The following is a 17,576-nucleotide window of genomic DNA, read 5'->3' as shown; positions in this document are numbered from 1 at the left end:
GGGCAGTCCTAAGCCCGTCCCAGCAGTCTCTTGATGTAAGGACGAACACCTACCGGTATCCGCTGCCACGCGGCAATCACAAATCGACCGACTGCCCTTGTGAACGGGGACGTAAGCACCGGCAGTGGTGGTTTGGACTTAACTGGAACTTGCGTAGCTTTTTTCACTTGCGCCAAAATCGTGGATCTCGCATCGGCAATGGGAAGCAGTTCCAACCCTTCAAACATCGCCTTCAACTCGCTATCAACCATGTTGACAAACAGTCGATAACTATATTTTTCCGAAAGTATGATGTCTCGGTAGGCGCGTCCAGCCATAGCATCCACTTCCATGCCATTACCCAACAGTCCTACCACCTGATCCAGATTGCTAAAGTCTTTTTTCAACGGGATAAAGTGAACAAACGGCTCGAGAACACCAGAGTAAGATCCCTCAAATAGAACCATCACAGTCTTTGCGGCAGCCATCTCAAAGATCCGCGGAGAAATCTGGTTCATCAATCCGTCTATTTCGTGCTTTTCGATTACATCTCGATAGATATCTTGATCCGTGGCTTTGGGCCACTTTTTACGGTAGCATTCAATATCATTTTGAAGTGATCCGTCCCAATCAAAAACGTTGGAACCAGACTCACTTCCCAACATAGCCTTGGCTGAACCTATGAATCGGTACCAATCTTCACCATAAATCCGAGAGCTCTCGTCCCATTCGATATCACACGGAAAGCCGTGCTTTCGGCAGTAATCTCTTACATATCGCCCGATCGCCACTTTCTCCTGCCCGAGCCGCCCATAGCGAATAGGCAATTGTCGTCCTCGATAAGCTATAGTCAGAAATCGTGTTGATGGCGCGGTCAGTTGTCCGACATGATCAAGCAAGTCATCGGGCACATAACCTGTAAGATTATTTACAAATTTAGTTCGCGGGAGTTCATCCAGAGGGTAAATCTTGCCTAAAGAATGTTTGGGAACTACTGAAAATACCAAGTCAAATGGAGTCGAATTAATAATTTGTTTGACAGTATTTGTGCCATCGTACTCATCTTGAATGAAAAGAGCTCTCAGGCCGCGAAACTTACGCAGTTTCTCTAAGCCTACATCACTTACCTGTCCAAAAGGCAGGCGAACACTGTAGTGAAGAAATACTGCATCAAATAGTTCCAGGGTTACCAATCCATGATTAAAATCCTGGATATCGAGATACGTCCAGGAATGCTTGGAATACTTGCGAAATGCATCCAAGTGTTCAAATACAGTCGTCGTGTAAGTCTGACTCCCAGCGTAAATACACAGAACATTGCCGCATCTATTTTGTTGCGATTGCATAAAGATCCAACCCGAACATGCGAGGAAATACTGTATTTATCAGCTTCGAACGAGACCAGAATTTAAACGGTGGAATAGCATCGACGTTCTCAAGGCGAGCCTCAAATTTTGAGAACCCTGCACATAGATTGGTTAGAGATTTCTTTGATATCCAGTCGGTATGTGGCGCACCTTCACCCGAAACGCTTTTGTCGTATGCAGCACGCTGCCTGGACCCTGATGCGCCGACCACCCCACGATTACCCATAAGTTCGTAAAACAGATACGACAGGGTATCAATCGGTGCCTGCATCCATCTGCGGTAAGAGTATGCGTAATAGACCATAAATGTCAGTTGCCCACCAGGGCGTAGCAAGTGCAGACTCTGTTCAATTGCTTGCTTCAAATCACCCGTATGATGAAGGCAACCAATTGCAATAATTGCATCGAATGACTCTCTTTCGAACTGTGGTTCCAGTATGCTGCCTTGAACTGCCAATCCATCCAAATCATTCTGACGAAGTCGATGGTTGACCATTTTGACAGGCCCGGCAGCTATATCTAATCCACTGTATATTACGCCAGATGCCGCCAGCTGTTGGGAAACAGTTCCATAGCCCAGCCCAACCTCGAGCACTCTTTTACCAATTAAGTCATCGAACTTGATATACCGATCCAGATAAGGGTAAAAATCGAAGTACCAGTCGTCAAACTTCCTCAGTGACTGAGGACTTGAGTCGGTAATCCCTAAGTATCTGGCCAACTGGCTACCGCACAATTCATCCCAGAAGCGGGCGTTTTCTTCTGATACTTTATTTTGGGTAATATCTTCAGCCATATTGTTTTTCCTGGTTTAAATCACTGCAGGGAAATACCCTTTTACTCGACGGAACACGCTCAGACTGAACGCCAACAAGCCCAATGAGAGAAATTCAAGCACCAGCAAATTAACTAGCGGAACAAACTGATCTCCCAAAAGCACCGCACGATAAGAATTTGCGATGATATAGATAGGATTTAATGCCATAACGCCCTGCGCCACTGACGGGATAGCTTCAATTGGGTAAAAGATAGGCGTCGAAAACAGAGCAATCATCAAAAGATTCGGCAACACGATCCCGAAATCCCTAACAAACGTCGTTATTGCTGCGATCATCACTCCGAATGCCGCGAGAAATGTGAACTGCACAAATACCACGAATGGCAGCCATGCTAATGACCACTTCCAACCACTTCCGGACAATAACTGAACCCCTAGAAGAAAAATGATGCTTACAGCAAGCGGGATCAAGCCGAGCAAAGTCGCGGCAATAGGCAATACTTCCGTCTTGAAAGACATATTCTTGACCAACCCGGCATTTCCAATAATTGAATTCGATGCCGCTGTTAATGCCTCGGTGTTTGCCAGCCAAGGACCATAGCCGCAAATCAACCAGATGGAATAAGCCATGGTGGAGTCAGCGCCAGGCAGTCGCGCCTGAAACACAAAACCAAACACAAAGGTAAATAGTGCAAACATCAGCAGAGGGTTCAATACAGCCCATGCCCCCCCCAAAGCAGATCCCAGATAGCGATCCGCCAGACTCATCCGCCATAAATTGAGCATGAAACGGAAATCGGCGCGCTCAAATCCCATTATCGACATCCAGCTTCCTCACTTACTTTAATGCTTTCGATTTGTCCGATACCAAGAAGGACAGGGCGCCCACCAGTAGGGACATCTTCAGCGACCACTTCCAGGATAGTCGCCGATTCGGCACGCCGGCGACCAGCTGTGTCCTGCCATTCCAGATGAAGTCGATATAGTCCTGGTGCCAAATGGAAGTGCGGGTAGGTCATTCGCAAACTCCCTTCCGACAGCCCGTCGGCAACGTTCACCGAATGTTCACAAATCAAAGCATCATCCAGCCGTGTACAACGCAGAAAAAAACCACCGCCCCCCCCCCCTTCCGGCTGTTGCCAGTCGCATGTGATGGATAGTGGCGACCCGCTCACCAACCGCATCACTTCCTGATCACCAGATGTTATTCGAAGTTCGCTGAGGAAGAAACCTGATAACAAGCTTTGCGTCCCAATCAGACTACGGAAGCGAGCCATATGATCAGCCTCATCAGCTTCCCTGACTGACTCAAGATACGCGCGTGTCACATCATCTGTAAGGCCGTCCATCACCAATTTTCCTTGATCCAGCCACAGGCAGCGATTACATAGTTCGCGGATACTCTGCATACTGTGTGAAACAATCAGCACGATGGCACCTTGCGCACACAACTGCGCAATCCGACGACCGGCCTTTATCGAGAATGCGGCATCGCCCACCGACAGAGCTTCATCGATAATCAATATCTCCGGATCGATCTGAGTAATCATCGCGAAGGCTAATCTCGCTTTCATTCCCGTCGAATAAGTTCGCAATGGCAGATCGATAAACTTACCCAACTCTGCGAAATCGATAATGGCATCTACATCGGCATCCATATCTACCCGTTCCTTACCCTGGGTCTCTCCATCAAGATAGATGTTTTCTCGGCCGGTGAGATCTTCACGTAAGCCAATGCCAAGTGTCAGTACAGCGGTAACCTTGCCAGATATCCTAAGGTGGCCGGATGTCGGTTCAGTGATGCCGGCCAGCATCTGTAGCAGTGTCGACTTACCAGCGCCATTTCGCCCGATGATCCCCACGCGTTCGCCTTCGCGGATGGATAGCGTCAAGCCGGACAAGGCGGTCCCACCCCCAGTGCTTTCTCTGGGACGACCGAGGGCAGCCATTACTACCGAGGCAAGTTGATCGCTGATCTTCCGTGGATACACCTTGCGCAACCTCTCGATCTCAATGCCAAGTTGCTGCTTCATGTGTACTCCACCATCAGCGGCATCGTTACCAAGCTAGGTTTTTTCGGCCCATCTACATAAAGCTTCAGGCTATTGCCCGTGGTCCAGCTCCGACTATCAAAGGCCGGCCTCGGACTACCGTCTGCCGGCTTGGCACCAGACAGGAACAAATTCAACCGGTACTCGCCGCCGGGCAAAGGCAATTCCGGAACCTTGATCCGTGCCAGATATTTTCCAGCATCTGATGCAATAAGGGTTCTCGTACCAATGAACAATATCTGCCAATCTTGGCCAAGTGCCAGTTTCTCGATGGAGTAGGTGAAAAACACAGGACCTTGGTCCGTCACGTCTACCGGGATCTCACAAATCCAATCCTCGCCGGTAGTGGCGCACATTGACGCTGGACATTGACTCGAAAAGCAGGCCAGTCGATTGGGGTCCATTTTATCCGACAATTTAAGGTAGCCACATATGACTTCCTCAGAATCTCCGGAGGCCACGATACGGCCATTATCAAGCTCGAAAGATTGTTCGCAAAGCCGCAATATTGCGGACCAGTCGTGCGTCACCAGCACACCGGACACACCTTTGGCAAGACGCTCACGAACTCGCTTCCAACACTTAGCCTGGAAGTGCTCATCGCCAACTGCGAGTACTTCGTCGATCAGGTAGATTTCGTGACCTACACTCGTCGCAGTCGAAAAATACAGGCGGGCCGCCATTCCTGCCGAGTAGGTATAAAGGCGATCATTGAGTCGATCGCCCAGTTCAGAAAACTCCCTGATTTCCTCGATCAAAGACTTCCATTCGCGGCGAGATACCTCATTTAAACGGAGCCAACGCAAAATATACTGCCGGCCTGTAATCAGTAATCCCCCCATGCCGCCAAGTTCAAAGAGTGCACTGACCGGCCCTAACCGGACCACCCTCCCACCAGCCAAGGGGTAAACACCGGCTAAGGTTCGAAGTAGCGTGCTCTTGCCCGCACCGTTACGACCAATGACGCCAACGATGCTACCATGAGGAACGCTCAGAGAAACACTGTTAAGGGCTTCATGCCATTCATCGACCTCCCTTCCTCGAAAAAGTCTCCACCGGCTGTATGATGAGACCAAAGGAAAACGTACGCAGGCATTCTCACAAACAAGAACACTATTAACTGCTTTACCGCTCACTACTCACGCCCCATCAATTCACGATAGATCCGATTGAATCGCTTCGCCCCAGCCTCGTCCGAATGCCACTTTATTGCGAACTCTCGCCCCCTGCGACCTATCTCCAGGCGTTTTTCTTTGTTGGCAATCAAGTCGCGTAATACAGTCTCTATAGTCTCCGGTGTCGCGCTAACAATCGGTAACTCTTCAACATAGCCGGGTATTTCTTCACGGACACTTTGCAGCCATTCAGGCCGTAAAAAACAGATCACTGGCTTCCCCAGCATCATCGCTTCGCGGGCATTTGCGCCAAACCAGCCGAAGGTCAACATGTCCAGAAAGATATCTGCCTGTACCTGCAGGAAACGCACTTCCTTGTTCGGGATACCCTCAGGCTGAACAAGGTCAAGCCCCACACCTTCGCTACGCATTTTCTCTATCAGCGGCAGATAAACGTGGCTCGACTTAATGTTTACGCCGTCATTCCGAGTTCTCTCTGCCCGATGGCCTACTGCGTGATATAGGCGGACTGTAGCTTCTGGCAAGGCAGGCAGTAGGTACTTTTCGGGCACTTCTATGTTTGGATGCCAAATATCAGAATTCAGGCAGTAAAACTCTGGAACCGCATGAACGCGAGGATCATCATTGTAATCAGCGCGATTAATGCCCATAAAGCACTGAAAATCAGCTACTGAATTACGAAACGCTCCCCATGCGAGGTTTCGTTCATCACTACATACTGACGGCTCATGTTGCCAACGGCAGATCGAACAAACTGAATCTGGCCCCCAACGACTGAATGCAGTCTGAGAAACCCCGTCGAGGCAACCATTATTGCTATATACTATCTTTTTCCCTAGCGCCTTCAGAAAATGAATCTCAAACCCCTCTTCCCCTAGCACAGCTTTCACAGCCGCACGCATCGGCTCACCAAATTGCAATCCGCCTTTATTAGCAAAATGAAAGACGTCATACTGCCGTAGTGATAGAAGGAAAAACCGGAAGAAATTCCCTACGTCGGCTGAAGATTCATAAGCGATTCGAAAATCTTCACCATGGTAGTAAATCTGCGATCCGGGATTCAGGTCCCAGTTCAGCAAATCTGCAGTCCAGCCCAACTTACGAAGTGCGCGAGAAAGATACCAACTATTGTAGTAGGCCTGCCCCACGTAAAGCACGTTCTTGCGCTTGCGATTACCGTAACCAAGCAATCGCATCACCGGTGCGCAAACACTCAACAACGCCCACCTAGCCAAACGCTGCAATCGCGGGCTGTTCGTTAAGAACTGCCTGCTTCGCGTTATTGACCTACCCTGCATAGCGTCTCATCAATTGGTGAACTCCTTCAAATCCAACATTCATCAGTGCATCCACTATCGAAAGCCCTGCAACAAAATCTTTTTGGCTAAACTGCGCATAATGTGGGTGGATAAAGCGTTGATAGATCAGTTGAACGTTTTCCTTCTCAAAAGCTGCATCTTGTTGATAGCCAGTCGCTCCACCACCACAGAGGTAGCTTTGTCCACCCACACGTTTCGTGAGTTCAATCAATCGTAGCGTCGATGATGAGTCCACCGGAAAATCAGAGCTGCGTATCAGTGAATTTGTGGTCAGACCGATTTTATCGGTGAGTGTCTTAATCGCATGTATGTTGTACTCGGCAACGTTGTCTTCCGGGTTTCGTACCAGGGGCTCGATTACTGTGAACACTTTGTCGAAACACGGTGCCCCCCGATAGGCGGAAATCAGTGTATTCAGCACTTTGTTGCGCCAGTTTTCCTTGCTGGAAAAAACCATCTCGTGTATTGCCCGCGTACCATGAAAACTTCGATCCACCGGGGCAGTCAGCCAACGCCCCTCCCCGTTAACCAGCACCTTGACACGGTTCGACCACGTTCCACCAGTTTTCTGGTATTGCACATCATCAAGAAGTATAAACACGTCCGAACGACGCACCTTGTCGAAGTATCCCAGCCAAGGAAAAAAATTAGGCTGATGAATGGCGACAACCCTCATTTCTACAAATCCTCAATGCGAAATCTGTATCCATGAATATCAACATACAGATTCTTATAACCCGGCATTTCTGTTGCTATTTTCCGGCGCTCTATTTCTTCTTTAGTCATTGCTGGATCGATGCGGCATAACTCGAGGAACATCTTTCTTGTCGATTTACACCCACCCCAAACAATACCGCCCATCGGCTTTGGTGCACCATACTCAACGTACTGTTGAAAAAATCGCTTTATGAGCACAAATGAAGCTTTCCTCGACAAATCCAAAAGCGCTGATGGCGTGACGGCCGGCGGCACATCGAAAATTTCCACATCTACAATCGGCCCGGCATCGACGCTTTGTGTCATGTAGTGCAATGTCGCACCATACTCTTTTGCTTCATCATAAACCGCGAAATGATGCGGGTCCCGCCCAGGATATTGAGGGGACGCAGCATGCACGTTAAAGGCAATCAGGCTTGGTCTGTCCAATATCCATCTTGGAACGATAGTGCCCATTCCGAAGGAAAGTAGAAGATCGCGGTGTACCGCGAACGCACTCTCCAGTGCTTCCAGATCGCCCACCATCACAAAATCAAGATCGATGCCTGCCTCTTTCGCCGCATCAAGAGTCTTCTGACAGGATGTCTCTGACATAAGCAGCACTGCGCGCAACTGTTTCATTTCGTCTCCTCGCCAGTGTAAACTTTGATAATCTTGTCCTTGAGCTGGTTCCAACGCTTCTTGGAAAAGTCCGGAATCTCATCGGCATCTCCCTCCAGGCGTTCGGTTAGAATGTCACCCGAAGTTTTGTTAGTTGTAATCTCGATAGAGTCGAGATGACTGATCCCATCATAACCCATGGGTAGAGCCTTGCCCCATGCCATCATCGCCTCAATAGAGTTACAAAGGAAAGCGCAGCCCTCCTCTAATTCATGCTTCGGTGCAATAAGTCTTCCATGTACAAGCCTGTCATGAAGAGTAATCCATCTCTCGTAACCGGTTTCTTCTGTCCCGACCGCGGACTGCCAGTCATTTCCGAATACCTCTTTAAATAAACACCAACTATCCATTCTCAGAACAGTCCCCTCAAAAAGTAGATTCACCTCGCTACTTGGAACTTTCCACTCCTTGAGAAGTGCTGCTTTGCAAAACATATTGAGCTGATATTCATGGAGACGCCAAAGCTCTATAAAAAGCGCCTGAATCTCCCCAGAATTCCAAAGATAATCCAATAATCGATATCTATCAGGGTCAAGATACTTGATAAAATCTAACCTAGCCGGTTCACCTGCAACATTGAACCGGCCTTGCTGATCAAGTACTGCATCATATCGTGCAAGTATTGCCGAGGCACGACCATATACAGAGCGAAAGGCGCGCTCCCGTGGGTACATCGACCTATCCTGCCAGTGTTCAGGATGAGTCAAAACCTGAAGATAGCGAAACTTTTCCGAAGCGAGAACATCGTGCAGTCTATCAAATCGCCAGTACCCATTCGAATCTGAACAATAGGCGATTTGTGACTTAAAACATTTTGCATAACAGTTAATAAGGCCACCGTAGCTATTCTCTTCACAACTTAGGCAGAAGCGTGTTGGCGAGTGAAAACTAAAGGCAACAACTTCAACGCCGAACCACTCTCCAATCCATTTTGCCTCCTGTGCTACCAGTTGATGGAGTTGATTCTCGCTCTCTATATTGTGAAACAGCGCGTCGAAATGAAGTCCTATGTCATGTCCTAATCCTATAATGCGACAGATGATCTCAGCCTGCTCCTTCTCAAGCAAGTTATAGTAATGACAATGAGGGTTTATAAAATATGTAGACTGGACGCCGCGATCATGCTCTATCTCTGCGATACGTAACGCGCGATTCAACGAATGATCACAGTCGTGCCGCCATATAACAAAGGGCTCGCCAAAGTCAACATCTGTGTAACCGATAAAGCGATACCTCGCTTGTGCAAGATCAAGCGCTGCGATATAGCCATCCAGTGTAAAATCGTTGATGTATTCGTTGCTCAAGAGGGCTTTCCGATAATCACTAATCTCTATTTAGCGGTATAGATGCTGACGCCGAGCGGCGCCAGTTTTTCCCGTATCTGCTCGAAATAGACCGGTGATACCGATAGTGCTACGTGCTTAATTCCCTTCTTGGCGATCAGTTCGGGACCACCAATCGGCCGGCCATGCACCGTGCCACCCCAAATCGTGCGGTTATCATCAAGGAAAGCGGCGATCTCATGAGGTTCGAAATGACCCAACAATGGCGCGAACAGTCCAGCCGATGCCATCCCGAAGATTGCAAAGGCCTCTCCCTTGGAGTTCGCCTGACGGCGACACTCTAGGACGGAATTTACAATGCCCTGAGCGATCATTTCATTGTGACTAAGAATCGCAAAGTTCTCATCATATACCTGGCCAATCTTGCCCGTTCGCGCGCTGCGCTTGGCAAGTAGCGCAAATAGTGGTACGCCAGATTCATCGGTAGCGATAACTTCGAAACCAGCTGCTTCAGCCAGTGCGCGTATCGTCGGCAATGTCAGCTTAGACAGATGGTCCGTACAGAATAAATCATTCGGGTTGTTTGAAAAGTTTGGAACCCGCAGGTAAAAGTATCCATCGTCAGTTAGCTGGCGATTAGCCCATACCAACATGTCGAATGGATTATCAACATGTTCTAAGACACCGAGACTAACAACCAAATCGACGCGATTTTCACCCACTTCATACTCATGATAACCACAACGACGAGCGGCTATTTCCGGGTTCGCTTGGACGAGGTACTCGTACGATCGACTTGGCTCAAAGGCGCTGATCTTCCAACGAGGAAAGTGACGAATAAAGTGACCAAGAAACTCACCCTTTCCTGCGCCGGCCTCAAGGACTGACCCTGATTCAGGTAACTGTCGAAACTTCAGCATGAAGTCTAGGGTCCGTTCAGCCTGCGACTTCGCTTCTGGTCCTTGGTAACTCTGGATCGCTGCATCATTCGAGCGAGTCATAAGGCTGTAGCTATCGCGGTAAAAAGCTTCGGTAGCACCGCGGGTACCACCAGCGTTAAAGATCAAGCCACAGCCTCGGCAGATACGATTCTCAATCGTCGCCTGGGGCAAAATCTCGCTATCAGAGGTAATGCAGGGCCCTGCATACTTCGGATAGGCCTCATACAGCTCTGCCGATTTACACACAGGACAGTTGATTGCGTACATGCTTTATCTCCAGGATGCATTCACTACGGTGTCACTAGGCTTTCATGCAGACTGCGTAGAATCAGCCCTCTGCGGTACGGAAAATTAACCTCGACTGGCTCTCCTAGTACGTCGCGGCGGAACAAACAGTCTGGCTCGTTGTAGCCAACCATCGCCCGAAGCGATGTTGTGCCGGAAAAGCGCGGATTGATCTCAAATGGGATGACGATATCGTTTACTAAGCGACACTGAATATTGATCGGCGCTCTGGGATGCAGTGCTGTAGCAATTCGCTCGCACTGCGCACGCACTTCAGGCCAGTCTCCGACATAACCTTGCGATATTCCTGTAGAGATTATCAGATTCGAGCCTAGTTCCGCACGACCGCTTCGGTTCGGAATGCTGGTTCGTATTGTCAGCGCATTATTGACCAGGCGGCGAATAGCAATTGAATTAAGCATGCGCCCGTCGGCACCAAATAGGACGCCAACGGTATATTCCTGATTCGGCGTCCCCACGTACTCCTGCAAAATAAAACTTTCGTAGATACCAAGCAGGTAACTGGCAAATAGTTCCAACTCGGCACGGTTCTGAACAATAAATACATTGGCTGAACCACCACCGCCGCGCGAAGGTTTTATCACCACTGGAAAATGATCGAAGCCTTCGAGATCGGTAAAGGCACTGACCTCACGAAACAACGGCACACGAACTCCTTGAGCAGAGAGGAAAGCCATCGTCGCCGCCTTATCTTGGCAGATTTCCATCACCGATGGAGGATTGACTGGCACATACAAGCCCAACGCCTCGAGTTTTTCGCGCTGCTGCGACAGGACCACCATCTCCGCCTCGGAGCCATGGAATATCGCACGGCAGGTAAAACGTTTGGCCAGAGCAACAACCTCCTCAAGATACTTGGGGTCATTCGCACGTGGTAACACCGCAAAGTGATCTACCACATGGCGATTGGCACATTCATCATTAGCATCGGCACCAATGATCAAGTAGCGCCCAGCAAGCTGTAGAGCTTTCAATATTTGTTCACCATGACCACCGCCGCCTATTCCGGTAACGAGGACCGGATATTTCCTATTCAATTCTAAAGTCATGAACTTTCCTCGCAGGACACATAGCTCTGCAAAAGCCGGGCAACCGGCGCAGCAACTTCGACAGTTTTTAAAAGAACCTCACTCGATGCCGCAAGAGAATAACGCAACATCGTCACCTCATTACTGGAGGTATCGAACAGGGCGGCGCAACCTCTCGGGTCGGTGTCACGAGGCAGACCACAGCTACCAACGTTAACAAACAATCGACCGTACTCACGTCGAACGAAAGGATGGTGTGTATGCCCCATGAATATCACGTCGGCGTCTACATTTGCGAAATCCTTGAGAGAGCTATCGGGATAAACGTAGCCAGTAGTAGGTTCGCTCGGACTACCGTGAACGAATAGCAGCCGTTTCCCATCTATTTCAACACGCCTCAACGAGGCCAGAGAAGCGAGGAAATTAAGGTCGTCTGTTGTGAGTCTGGAACGTAGCATATCATAGCGGTAGACCTTTGCTTTCTCCGTGTCCGCGCCATTATCAGCCAGGAGCATTTTTTCATGGTTACCGCGAAGCGGCAGTATCTCGGGTGTGGCCCGTAGTTCTCGAACAACATCTGGCAAAGGCACATATCCAACCGCATCACCAAGATAGTAAAGCTGCTTTGCGCCATTCGAATACATCAAATCGCGCGCACAGCAGAAGCCACCAGCATTTCCATGGGCATCGGAGAATATTCCAAGTATCATATGTACCGTTTACCCCTGCAGCCTATAGATATTGCTCAAGCCATTGTTCCATATTGAGCAGAGACCATATTAGCAGACGACGGTTGGTCCGGCCCGTGAGGTGATCGTCGATAAGATTTTGAATGGTTGCACGATCAAGATACTCGTAGATCGCAGCATTTGGCCGGAGTAATCGGCGCTTCACATAGTCCAAACTCTCACCCTTGAACCAACTTGCGTCTGGTGCGCTAAAGCCCTGCTTAACGCGATCAACAACATCGTTTGGCAAATAACTGCCCATCACTTGGCGTAGGATCAGTTTTCCGTCGTGAGTCTTGCTAAAGTACTCATTAGCTTTACGTCCAGCGTCGTTCTCGTTAATGCGAAGTACCTCGGCCAAGTTTTTGAGTTTCAAAGAAACCGGGCAGCGCATCGCAAAGTCGACCAGATCGTTGTCCAGAAACGGAACACGGTTTTCCAGTCCGTGCGCCATGCTGAGCTTGTCTTCAACAACCAATAGCCCATGCAGGAAAGTTTTAGCTTCAAAATATAGTGAGTGATTGATGTAGTCTTCTGGTGTGTAGAAACGATCTGAGTGATGTTTGAACACATTGCGAAAGATATCCCGTGTCCAAACGTGTTTTACCTCGTCCCAAATGTTGGCGAACACCTGTTGGATCTGGGTGTTGGGGAGCAATCGTTGCCAGAACTGGTAATACTTGCTGATATAGTGCTCAAAATCGTCATTGACGACTGCCCGATAGTAGCGCCAAGGGTACCCACCAAATAGCTCGTCTCCGCCGGCTCCAGAAAGCACCACTTTCACGAACTTCGAGGCGAGCTGGGCAGCGTAATAGTTCGGATAGCTCTGACCAACGCGCGGTTCCTCGAGGTGCCAGGCTAATTTCGGCAAGACACGCTCCATATCGCCAGATTTCAACACCATTTCGTAATGCTCGGTCTTGAAGCAGTATGACATGTATTCGGCCTTGCTGCGCTCGTCGAACCCCAACTCGAGACCCGAGGCTGACGTGAGATCGAAGCCGCAGGTAAAGGTCTTCATGTAAGGGTATGACTGGGCTGCTATGGCGGTGATTGAGCCGGAATCCATGCCGCCGCTCAGGTAACTGCCAAGTTCGACATCGGTCACCAGTTGGCGATTCACTGCCTGTCGAAACAGACGGTCCAGTTCTTCCTGATAGGCCTGCTTGTCGATAGCGCCAAAAGGTTCACAAAAGTCGAAATCCCAATACTGGGTCAGTTGCAGACCCTGCTTTGGTTTCGATAGATCGAGCGTGCCATAGTGCCCTGCGGGAAACAGTTTGATGTCTTGTAAAAGGGTTTTGTCTGTGAAGATATTCTGAAAGGTAAAGTATTCAAGCAAGGCCTCCTTGTCGAGATGCCGGGAAAACCCCGGTTGCGCCAATATCGCCTTTTGTTCGGAACCGAAAGCCAGCGTATTGCCGGTGGCTGCGAAGTAAAGCGGCTTGATGCCGTATCGGTCGCGACCCATGAGAAGCTTTTGCTCCTGCTTGTCCCACAGGGCAAAGGCAAACATGCCGTTCAACTTGCCGAGAGCCTTTACGCCCCAGGCGGCAATTGAATTGAGCAGTACTTCCGTGTCGCTTTGCGAGCGAAACCTGAAGCCCTCAGCCTCCAAATCGGTCCGTAATTCCCGGTAGTTGTAGATTTCGCCATTGTAGGTAATGACATACCGGTGATCGGAAGAGACCATCGGTTGATGTCCGGCGGCGCTTAGGTCGATGATCGCCAATCGGCGATGCCCCAAACCAATATTTCGATCGACCCATTGCCCTTCGCCATCGGGCCCGCGGTGCGCGATGGCATCCGCCATACGCTTAATGATGACGGGAGAGACGGGTTTGCCGTCGAGATTAACTATACCTGCGATACCGCACATCAGCCGATATAGCTCATAACATTTTCAATAACGTACCCCTGTTCCCTCTCTGTCATCCCGTTGAATAGGGGCAAGGAGATGCTACAGTCGTTCGCGGCATATGCCATGGGGAAATCTTCGGGCTTGAGACCGTACTTATTACAATAGTAGGTCAGCATATGCACTGCATGGGTTGCGGGACGCGTGGAGATACCCGCCTGCTGCAAGCGATCCATCCATTCGTTCCTTTTGGCATTCACACGCTTGACAGACTGGGGGACAATCGGCTCCGGCTGGAAAAGACAGGGATAGCTCTGATAGCCGTGACCGTATCCCGCAGGATGGGCCGGAGTCCTGAGCCAGGGCAGCTTGGTGAATGCTTGGTCGTAGATGCCAGCCAGTCGCCGGCGCTCATCGATGATCGCTTGTGCCCGGTCCATTTGCGCCGAACCCAGCGCAGCCTGCAGGTCCGTCATGCGTTGGTTGTAACCCGCATCCGGATGATCAGCCAGGAGGTAGGGACGCGCGCCCATATGGCGCTGCAAGTCTGTCATGGCCGCGCCATGATCCCGCAATCGCCGCAGTTTTTCGGCCAGCGCATCGCTTTGCGTCGTGACCATCCCACCTTCGCCGGTAGTGATGGCCTTTCGCGGATGGAAACTGAAACAGCCGGCGTCGCCAAAAGTGCCGACATGCTGTACCTGATAGGTGCTGCCAAAACCACAAGCGGCATCCTCGACTACCCACAGGCCATGTTTACGCGCCAGCTCCATAACCGGACTCATGTCGGCTGACAGGCCAAACAGATGAACAGGCAGAATGGCTTTGGTGCGGGACGTAACCTTGCGTGCTGCGTCCTGGACGTCGAGGTTGAAGGTATTCAAGTTTATATCACAAAAGATCACTTTCCCGCCCAGATGCTCGACCACGTTCGCTGTTGCAATCCAGGTGAAGGCAGGGACAATAGCTTCGTCGCCCGGGCCAAAGCCCAATGCTGCCAGCGAGAGATGCAATGCGGTGGTGCAAGACGTCACCGCAATCGAGTGACGAGCCCCTGTGAACGCTGACCACTTTTCCTCGAATTCCCGAACCTTGGGGCCCTGGACAAGCCACCCGCTACGCAGTGGTTCGAGGACACTTTGAACCTCCTCCTCGGTGAGACTGGTTCTCGCGATAGGAACCTTCTGTTCGGTCGAACCGCTCATTCGGGTAATCCAACGGCGGCACGGCGCGCCGCTACCTCAGCCTTGTGATCAGCACGCCATTCAATGAGTCGTTTGAGACCTTCGCGCAGATCCAATGTAGCGGTAAAACCGATTTCCCCAGCCGCCTTCTTGGGGCAGCCGATGCGATTACGCACCAAGGTGGCCTGGCTGCGCGGGGCATACTTTATCGGCTTGTCGCAACCGGTTATTTCCAGTAGGAGTTCCGCCAACTCTTTGAGCGATGTCCGCTTGCCCGTGCCGACGTTGTAGTTGGTGTCAGTAGTGTCGGCTTTCATGGCGCAAACATTGGCAAGGCCACAGTCTTCCACCGCCACGAAGTCAAAGGCTTCGGAGCCTTCGCCCATAATGGTCGGCCCTTCCCCCTTGTCGATGGCGTCGAGCATTTTCATTATCACGGCGATATAGGCACCGTGGTAGTCCTGCCGGGGACCATAGACATTCATGTATCGCAGGCCAACGTAATCGAGACCGTAGCGGTGGTGGAATGCACGTAGCATGGCTTCACCGGCGATCTTGGTGGCACCATAGAAATTCTTGTTGTTGAACGGATGGTCTTCGTCCATCGGCTCGCGTACGGCGTCGCCATATACTGAAGCAGAGGAGGAAGACACCAGACGCTTGACGCCCTTGGCCACGCAGGCCTCCATGACGTTGAAGGTGCCGCGCACATTGACGTCGAAGGCGCTGCGCGGGTGTTCATGGCATTGAAGCAGCCAAAGCGCCGCAAAGTGGAAGACGCCATCCGCGCCTTCGAGAGCGGATTGCAGGATGTCAGTCTGCATGATGTCCCCGCCAACGTCGTAGATCTTGACCCTGGGATCTTTCAGTGCCTCGTGGAGGTTTTCGACGCTGCCGCGCACCATATTGTCATAGATCAGGATTTCTTTGACATCTTCTTTTACCAAATAATCGACAGTGTGGGAACCGATAAGACCGGCGCCGCCGACAAGAACGAGTTTTTTACCTTTCAAATCCATTCAATTTGTCCTTTCGATAAAGTGATCACAAATGTAACGTGCAAAAGGGAATGCGCTTGTCCAGGCCGGTGATATGGCATTCAGGATATGCGTGGATGACTCGCCACGTTCAACCAGAAAATCAGTAACCAGCCGTCCTGTTTGCTTATCCAGCATTTGAGCGCGAATGCCCACTTTTTCCGTTGGCTGCAGATGCTCCGGTCGCAAGCGGGGGACAACCGCTTGCGCCGCGTCAGCAAACCATGACTTGAAGTATCGTCGGCCCTCTTGCACCGCGAGGCGCCTGAAACCGTCCCTGCCACTCACGTACTGGCGAAGCAACAGGAGTGAAATACGGCCCGCCTCACCGATCGAAACACCCCTTAAACCGTTATAGTTTTCTCTGCCAAAGGCAGGCACTGCCGTGGGCCCGAAGTAAGTTGAACCGTCTGTTGTAGTGGTCGTATGCACACCCAGAAAGGGCACTCTCAGGTCAGGCACAGGGTAAATCAGGTGGTGAATTCGAATCCCAGAATCTGGATCCAATTTCCAGTAGATACCCTTAAAAGGCAACAACGTATAACGCCTGCCTACTCCAAACAGATGAGCAAGGCGATCTGCATGCAGTCCACTGGCATTGATAGCATGCCCATAACCGACGGTTTCGCCATTCTTGAATGTGACCATCTTCCGTTCAGGTTTAGCTTGTGCTAGAAGGGCGTTACAACGGAGTTCGACGCCCATTGACTTTACTTCTCCAACCAAGGTCTTCATTACCTCAGCAGGACTGCCGACCGCTGTCGATGGCACCCAAAGGGCTTTGCCTGTTGCAGAACGCGCTTCCGGCTCAAGCTCCTTCAAGGCTTGGGCATCAAGAAACTCTGCTTCTACTCCGTTAAGTTTGGCCCGTTGCGCCAGGAGATCCAGTTGTGGCGAATCCTCCTCACATGTGGCTATAAGGATCTTGCCTCTGCGATCTAACCGCAGTTGGCTGTCCTTGTGATACTGTGCCATTTCTATAGCACCTTGTCGGCACAGCTTCGCCTTGAGAGAGTCTCGGGGGTAGTAAATTCCGCTGTGCAATACGCCGCTGTTGCGCCCACTTGAATGCAACCCCGGCATTGACTCTTTTTCAATCACCAAAACCTTGCCTGATGGATTACGGCGTTTAAGCTCGCGGGCGATGGTCAATCCGACTACACCCGCACCGAAAATGACATAGTCTGCTGTCGGCACGAAG

16 protein-coding genes are annotated in these 17,576 nt (G+C 50.5%); all 16 read right to left on the bottom strand.

The genetic code is table 11. From position 1 onward, the window contains the following. Positions 1 to 8: 8 nt before the first annotated feature. The 16 genes from NPX02_RS11145 to lhgO all read right to left on the bottom strand — a co-directional run bounded on the left by NPX02_RS11145 (position 9) and on the right by lhgO (position 17,572). Entirely contained in the window at positions 9 to 1,325 is a 1,317-nt protein-coding gene (locus NPX02_RS11145) for a hypothetical protein (RefSeq protein WP_260293643.1), read from the bottom strand. Beyond that, a complete protein-coding gene (locus NPX02_RS11140) occupies positions 1,306 to 2,142 on the bottom strand; it encodes a class I SAM-dependent methyltransferase (RefSeq protein WP_260293642.1) in 837 nt (278 codons plus the stop codon). Before NPX02_RS11140 ends, NPX02_RS11145 begins: the two co-directional genes overlap by 20 nt. Positions 2,143 to 2,157: 15 nt before the next feature. Beyond that, entirely contained in the window at positions 2,158 to 2,940 is a 783-nt protein-coding gene (locus NPX02_RS11135) for an ABC transporter permease (protein ID WP_260293641.1), read from the bottom strand. Continuing rightward, entirely contained in the window at positions 2,940 to 4,157 is a 1,218-nt protein-coding gene (locus NPX02_RS11130) for an ABC transporter ATP-binding protein (protein ID WP_260293640.1), read from the bottom strand. The genes NPX02_RS11135 and NPX02_RS11130 overlap by 1 nt, the downstream gene beginning before the upstream one ends. Further along, positions 4,154 to 5,311, bottom strand: coding sequence for an ABC transporter ATP-binding protein (locus NPX02_RS11125; RefSeq protein WP_260293639.1), 1,158 nt, complete (start codon positions 5,309 to 5,311; stop codon positions 4,154 to 4,156). Before NPX02_RS11125 ends, NPX02_RS11130 begins: the two co-directional genes overlap by 4 nt. Then, entirely contained in the window at positions 5,311 to 6,528 is a 1,218-nt protein-coding gene (locus NPX02_RS11120; protein WP_260293638.1) for a glycosyltransferase, read from the bottom strand. The genes NPX02_RS11125 and NPX02_RS11120 overlap by 1 nt, the downstream gene beginning before the upstream one ends. A gap of 70 nt (positions 6,529 to 6,598) precedes the next feature. Next, positions 6,599 to 7,306 carry a WbqC family protein gene (locus NPX02_RS11115; RefSeq protein WP_260293637.1) on the bottom strand — a complete coding sequence of 236 codons (708 nt, stop codon included), beginning with the start codon at positions 7,304 to 7,306 and terminating at the stop codon, positions 6,599 to 6,601. Positions 7,307 to 7,308: 2 nt separating this feature from the next. After that, a complete protein-coding gene (locus tag NPX02_RS11110; protein WP_260293636.1) occupies positions 7,309 to 7,968 on the bottom strand; it encodes a formyltransferase family protein in 660 nt (219 codons plus the stop codon). Then, complete coding sequence (locus tag NPX02_RS11105; protein WP_260293635.1) at positions 7,965 to 9,311, bottom strand: polysaccharide deacetylase family protein; 1,347 nt, start codon at positions 9,309 to 9,311, stop codon at positions 7,965 to 7,967. The genes NPX02_RS11110 and NPX02_RS11105 overlap by 4 nt, the downstream gene beginning before the upstream one ends. 26 nt (positions 9,312 to 9,337) lie before the next feature. Continuing rightward, positions 9,338 to 10,498, bottom strand: coding sequence for a class I SAM-dependent methyltransferase (locus tag NPX02_RS11100; RefSeq protein WP_260293634.1), 1,161 nt, complete (start codon positions 10,496 to 10,498; stop codon positions 9,338 to 9,340). 23 nt (positions 10,499 to 10,521) lie between these two features. Continuing rightward, the gene (locus NPX02_RS11095; protein WP_260293633.1) at positions 10,522 to 11,586 is read right to left on the bottom strand and encodes an ATP-grasp domain-containing protein; all 1,065 of its coding nucleotides are present in this window, start codon (positions 11,584 to 11,586) and stop codon (positions 10,522 to 10,524) included. Continuing rightward, positions 11,583 to 12,275: a metallophosphoesterase family protein gene (locus tag NPX02_RS11090; RefSeq protein ID WP_260293632.1), complete on the bottom strand. Its 693-nt coding sequence runs from the start codon at positions 12,273 to 12,275 to the stop codon at positions 11,583 to 11,585. Before NPX02_RS11090 ends, NPX02_RS11095 begins: the two co-directional genes overlap by 4 nt. Positions 12,276 to 12,297: 22 nt before the next feature. Further along, positions 12,298 to 14,175, bottom strand: a complete 1,878-nt coding sequence (gene asnB, locus NPX02_RS11085; protein ID WP_260293631.1) for an asparagine synthase (glutamine-hydrolyzing) — start codon at positions 14,173 to 14,175, stop codon at positions 12,298 to 12,300. Then, a complete protein-coding gene (locus NPX02_RS11080; protein WP_260293629.1) occupies positions 14,175 to 15,359 on the bottom strand; it encodes a DegT/DnrJ/EryC1/StrS family aminotransferase in 1,185 nt (394 codons plus the stop codon). Before NPX02_RS11080 ends, asnB begins: the two co-directional genes overlap by 1 nt. Then, positions 15,356 to 16,357, bottom strand: coding sequence for an NAD-dependent epimerase/dehydratase family protein (locus tag NPX02_RS11075; RefSeq protein WP_260293628.1), 1,002 nt, complete (start codon positions 16,355 to 16,357; stop codon positions 15,356 to 15,358). The genes NPX02_RS11080 and NPX02_RS11075 overlap by 4 nt, the downstream gene beginning before the upstream one ends. Then, complete coding sequence (lhgO, locus tag NPX02_RS11070) at positions 16,358 to 17,572, bottom strand: L-2-hydroxyglutarate oxidase (RefSeq protein WP_260293665.1); 1,215 nt, start codon at positions 17,570 to 17,572, stop codon at positions 16,358 to 16,360. Positions 17,573 to 17,576 lie beyond the last annotated feature (4 nt).

Origin of the sequence: Sedimenticola hydrogenitrophicus (assembly GCF_025175675.1) — a bacterium.
In the GTDB taxonomy this organism is placed as follows: Bacteria; Pseudomonadota; Gammaproteobacteria; order Chromatiales; family Chromatiaceae; genus Sedimenticola; species Sedimenticola hydrogenitrophicus.
This window is presented reverse-complemented; position numbering and strand designations above follow the sequence as displayed.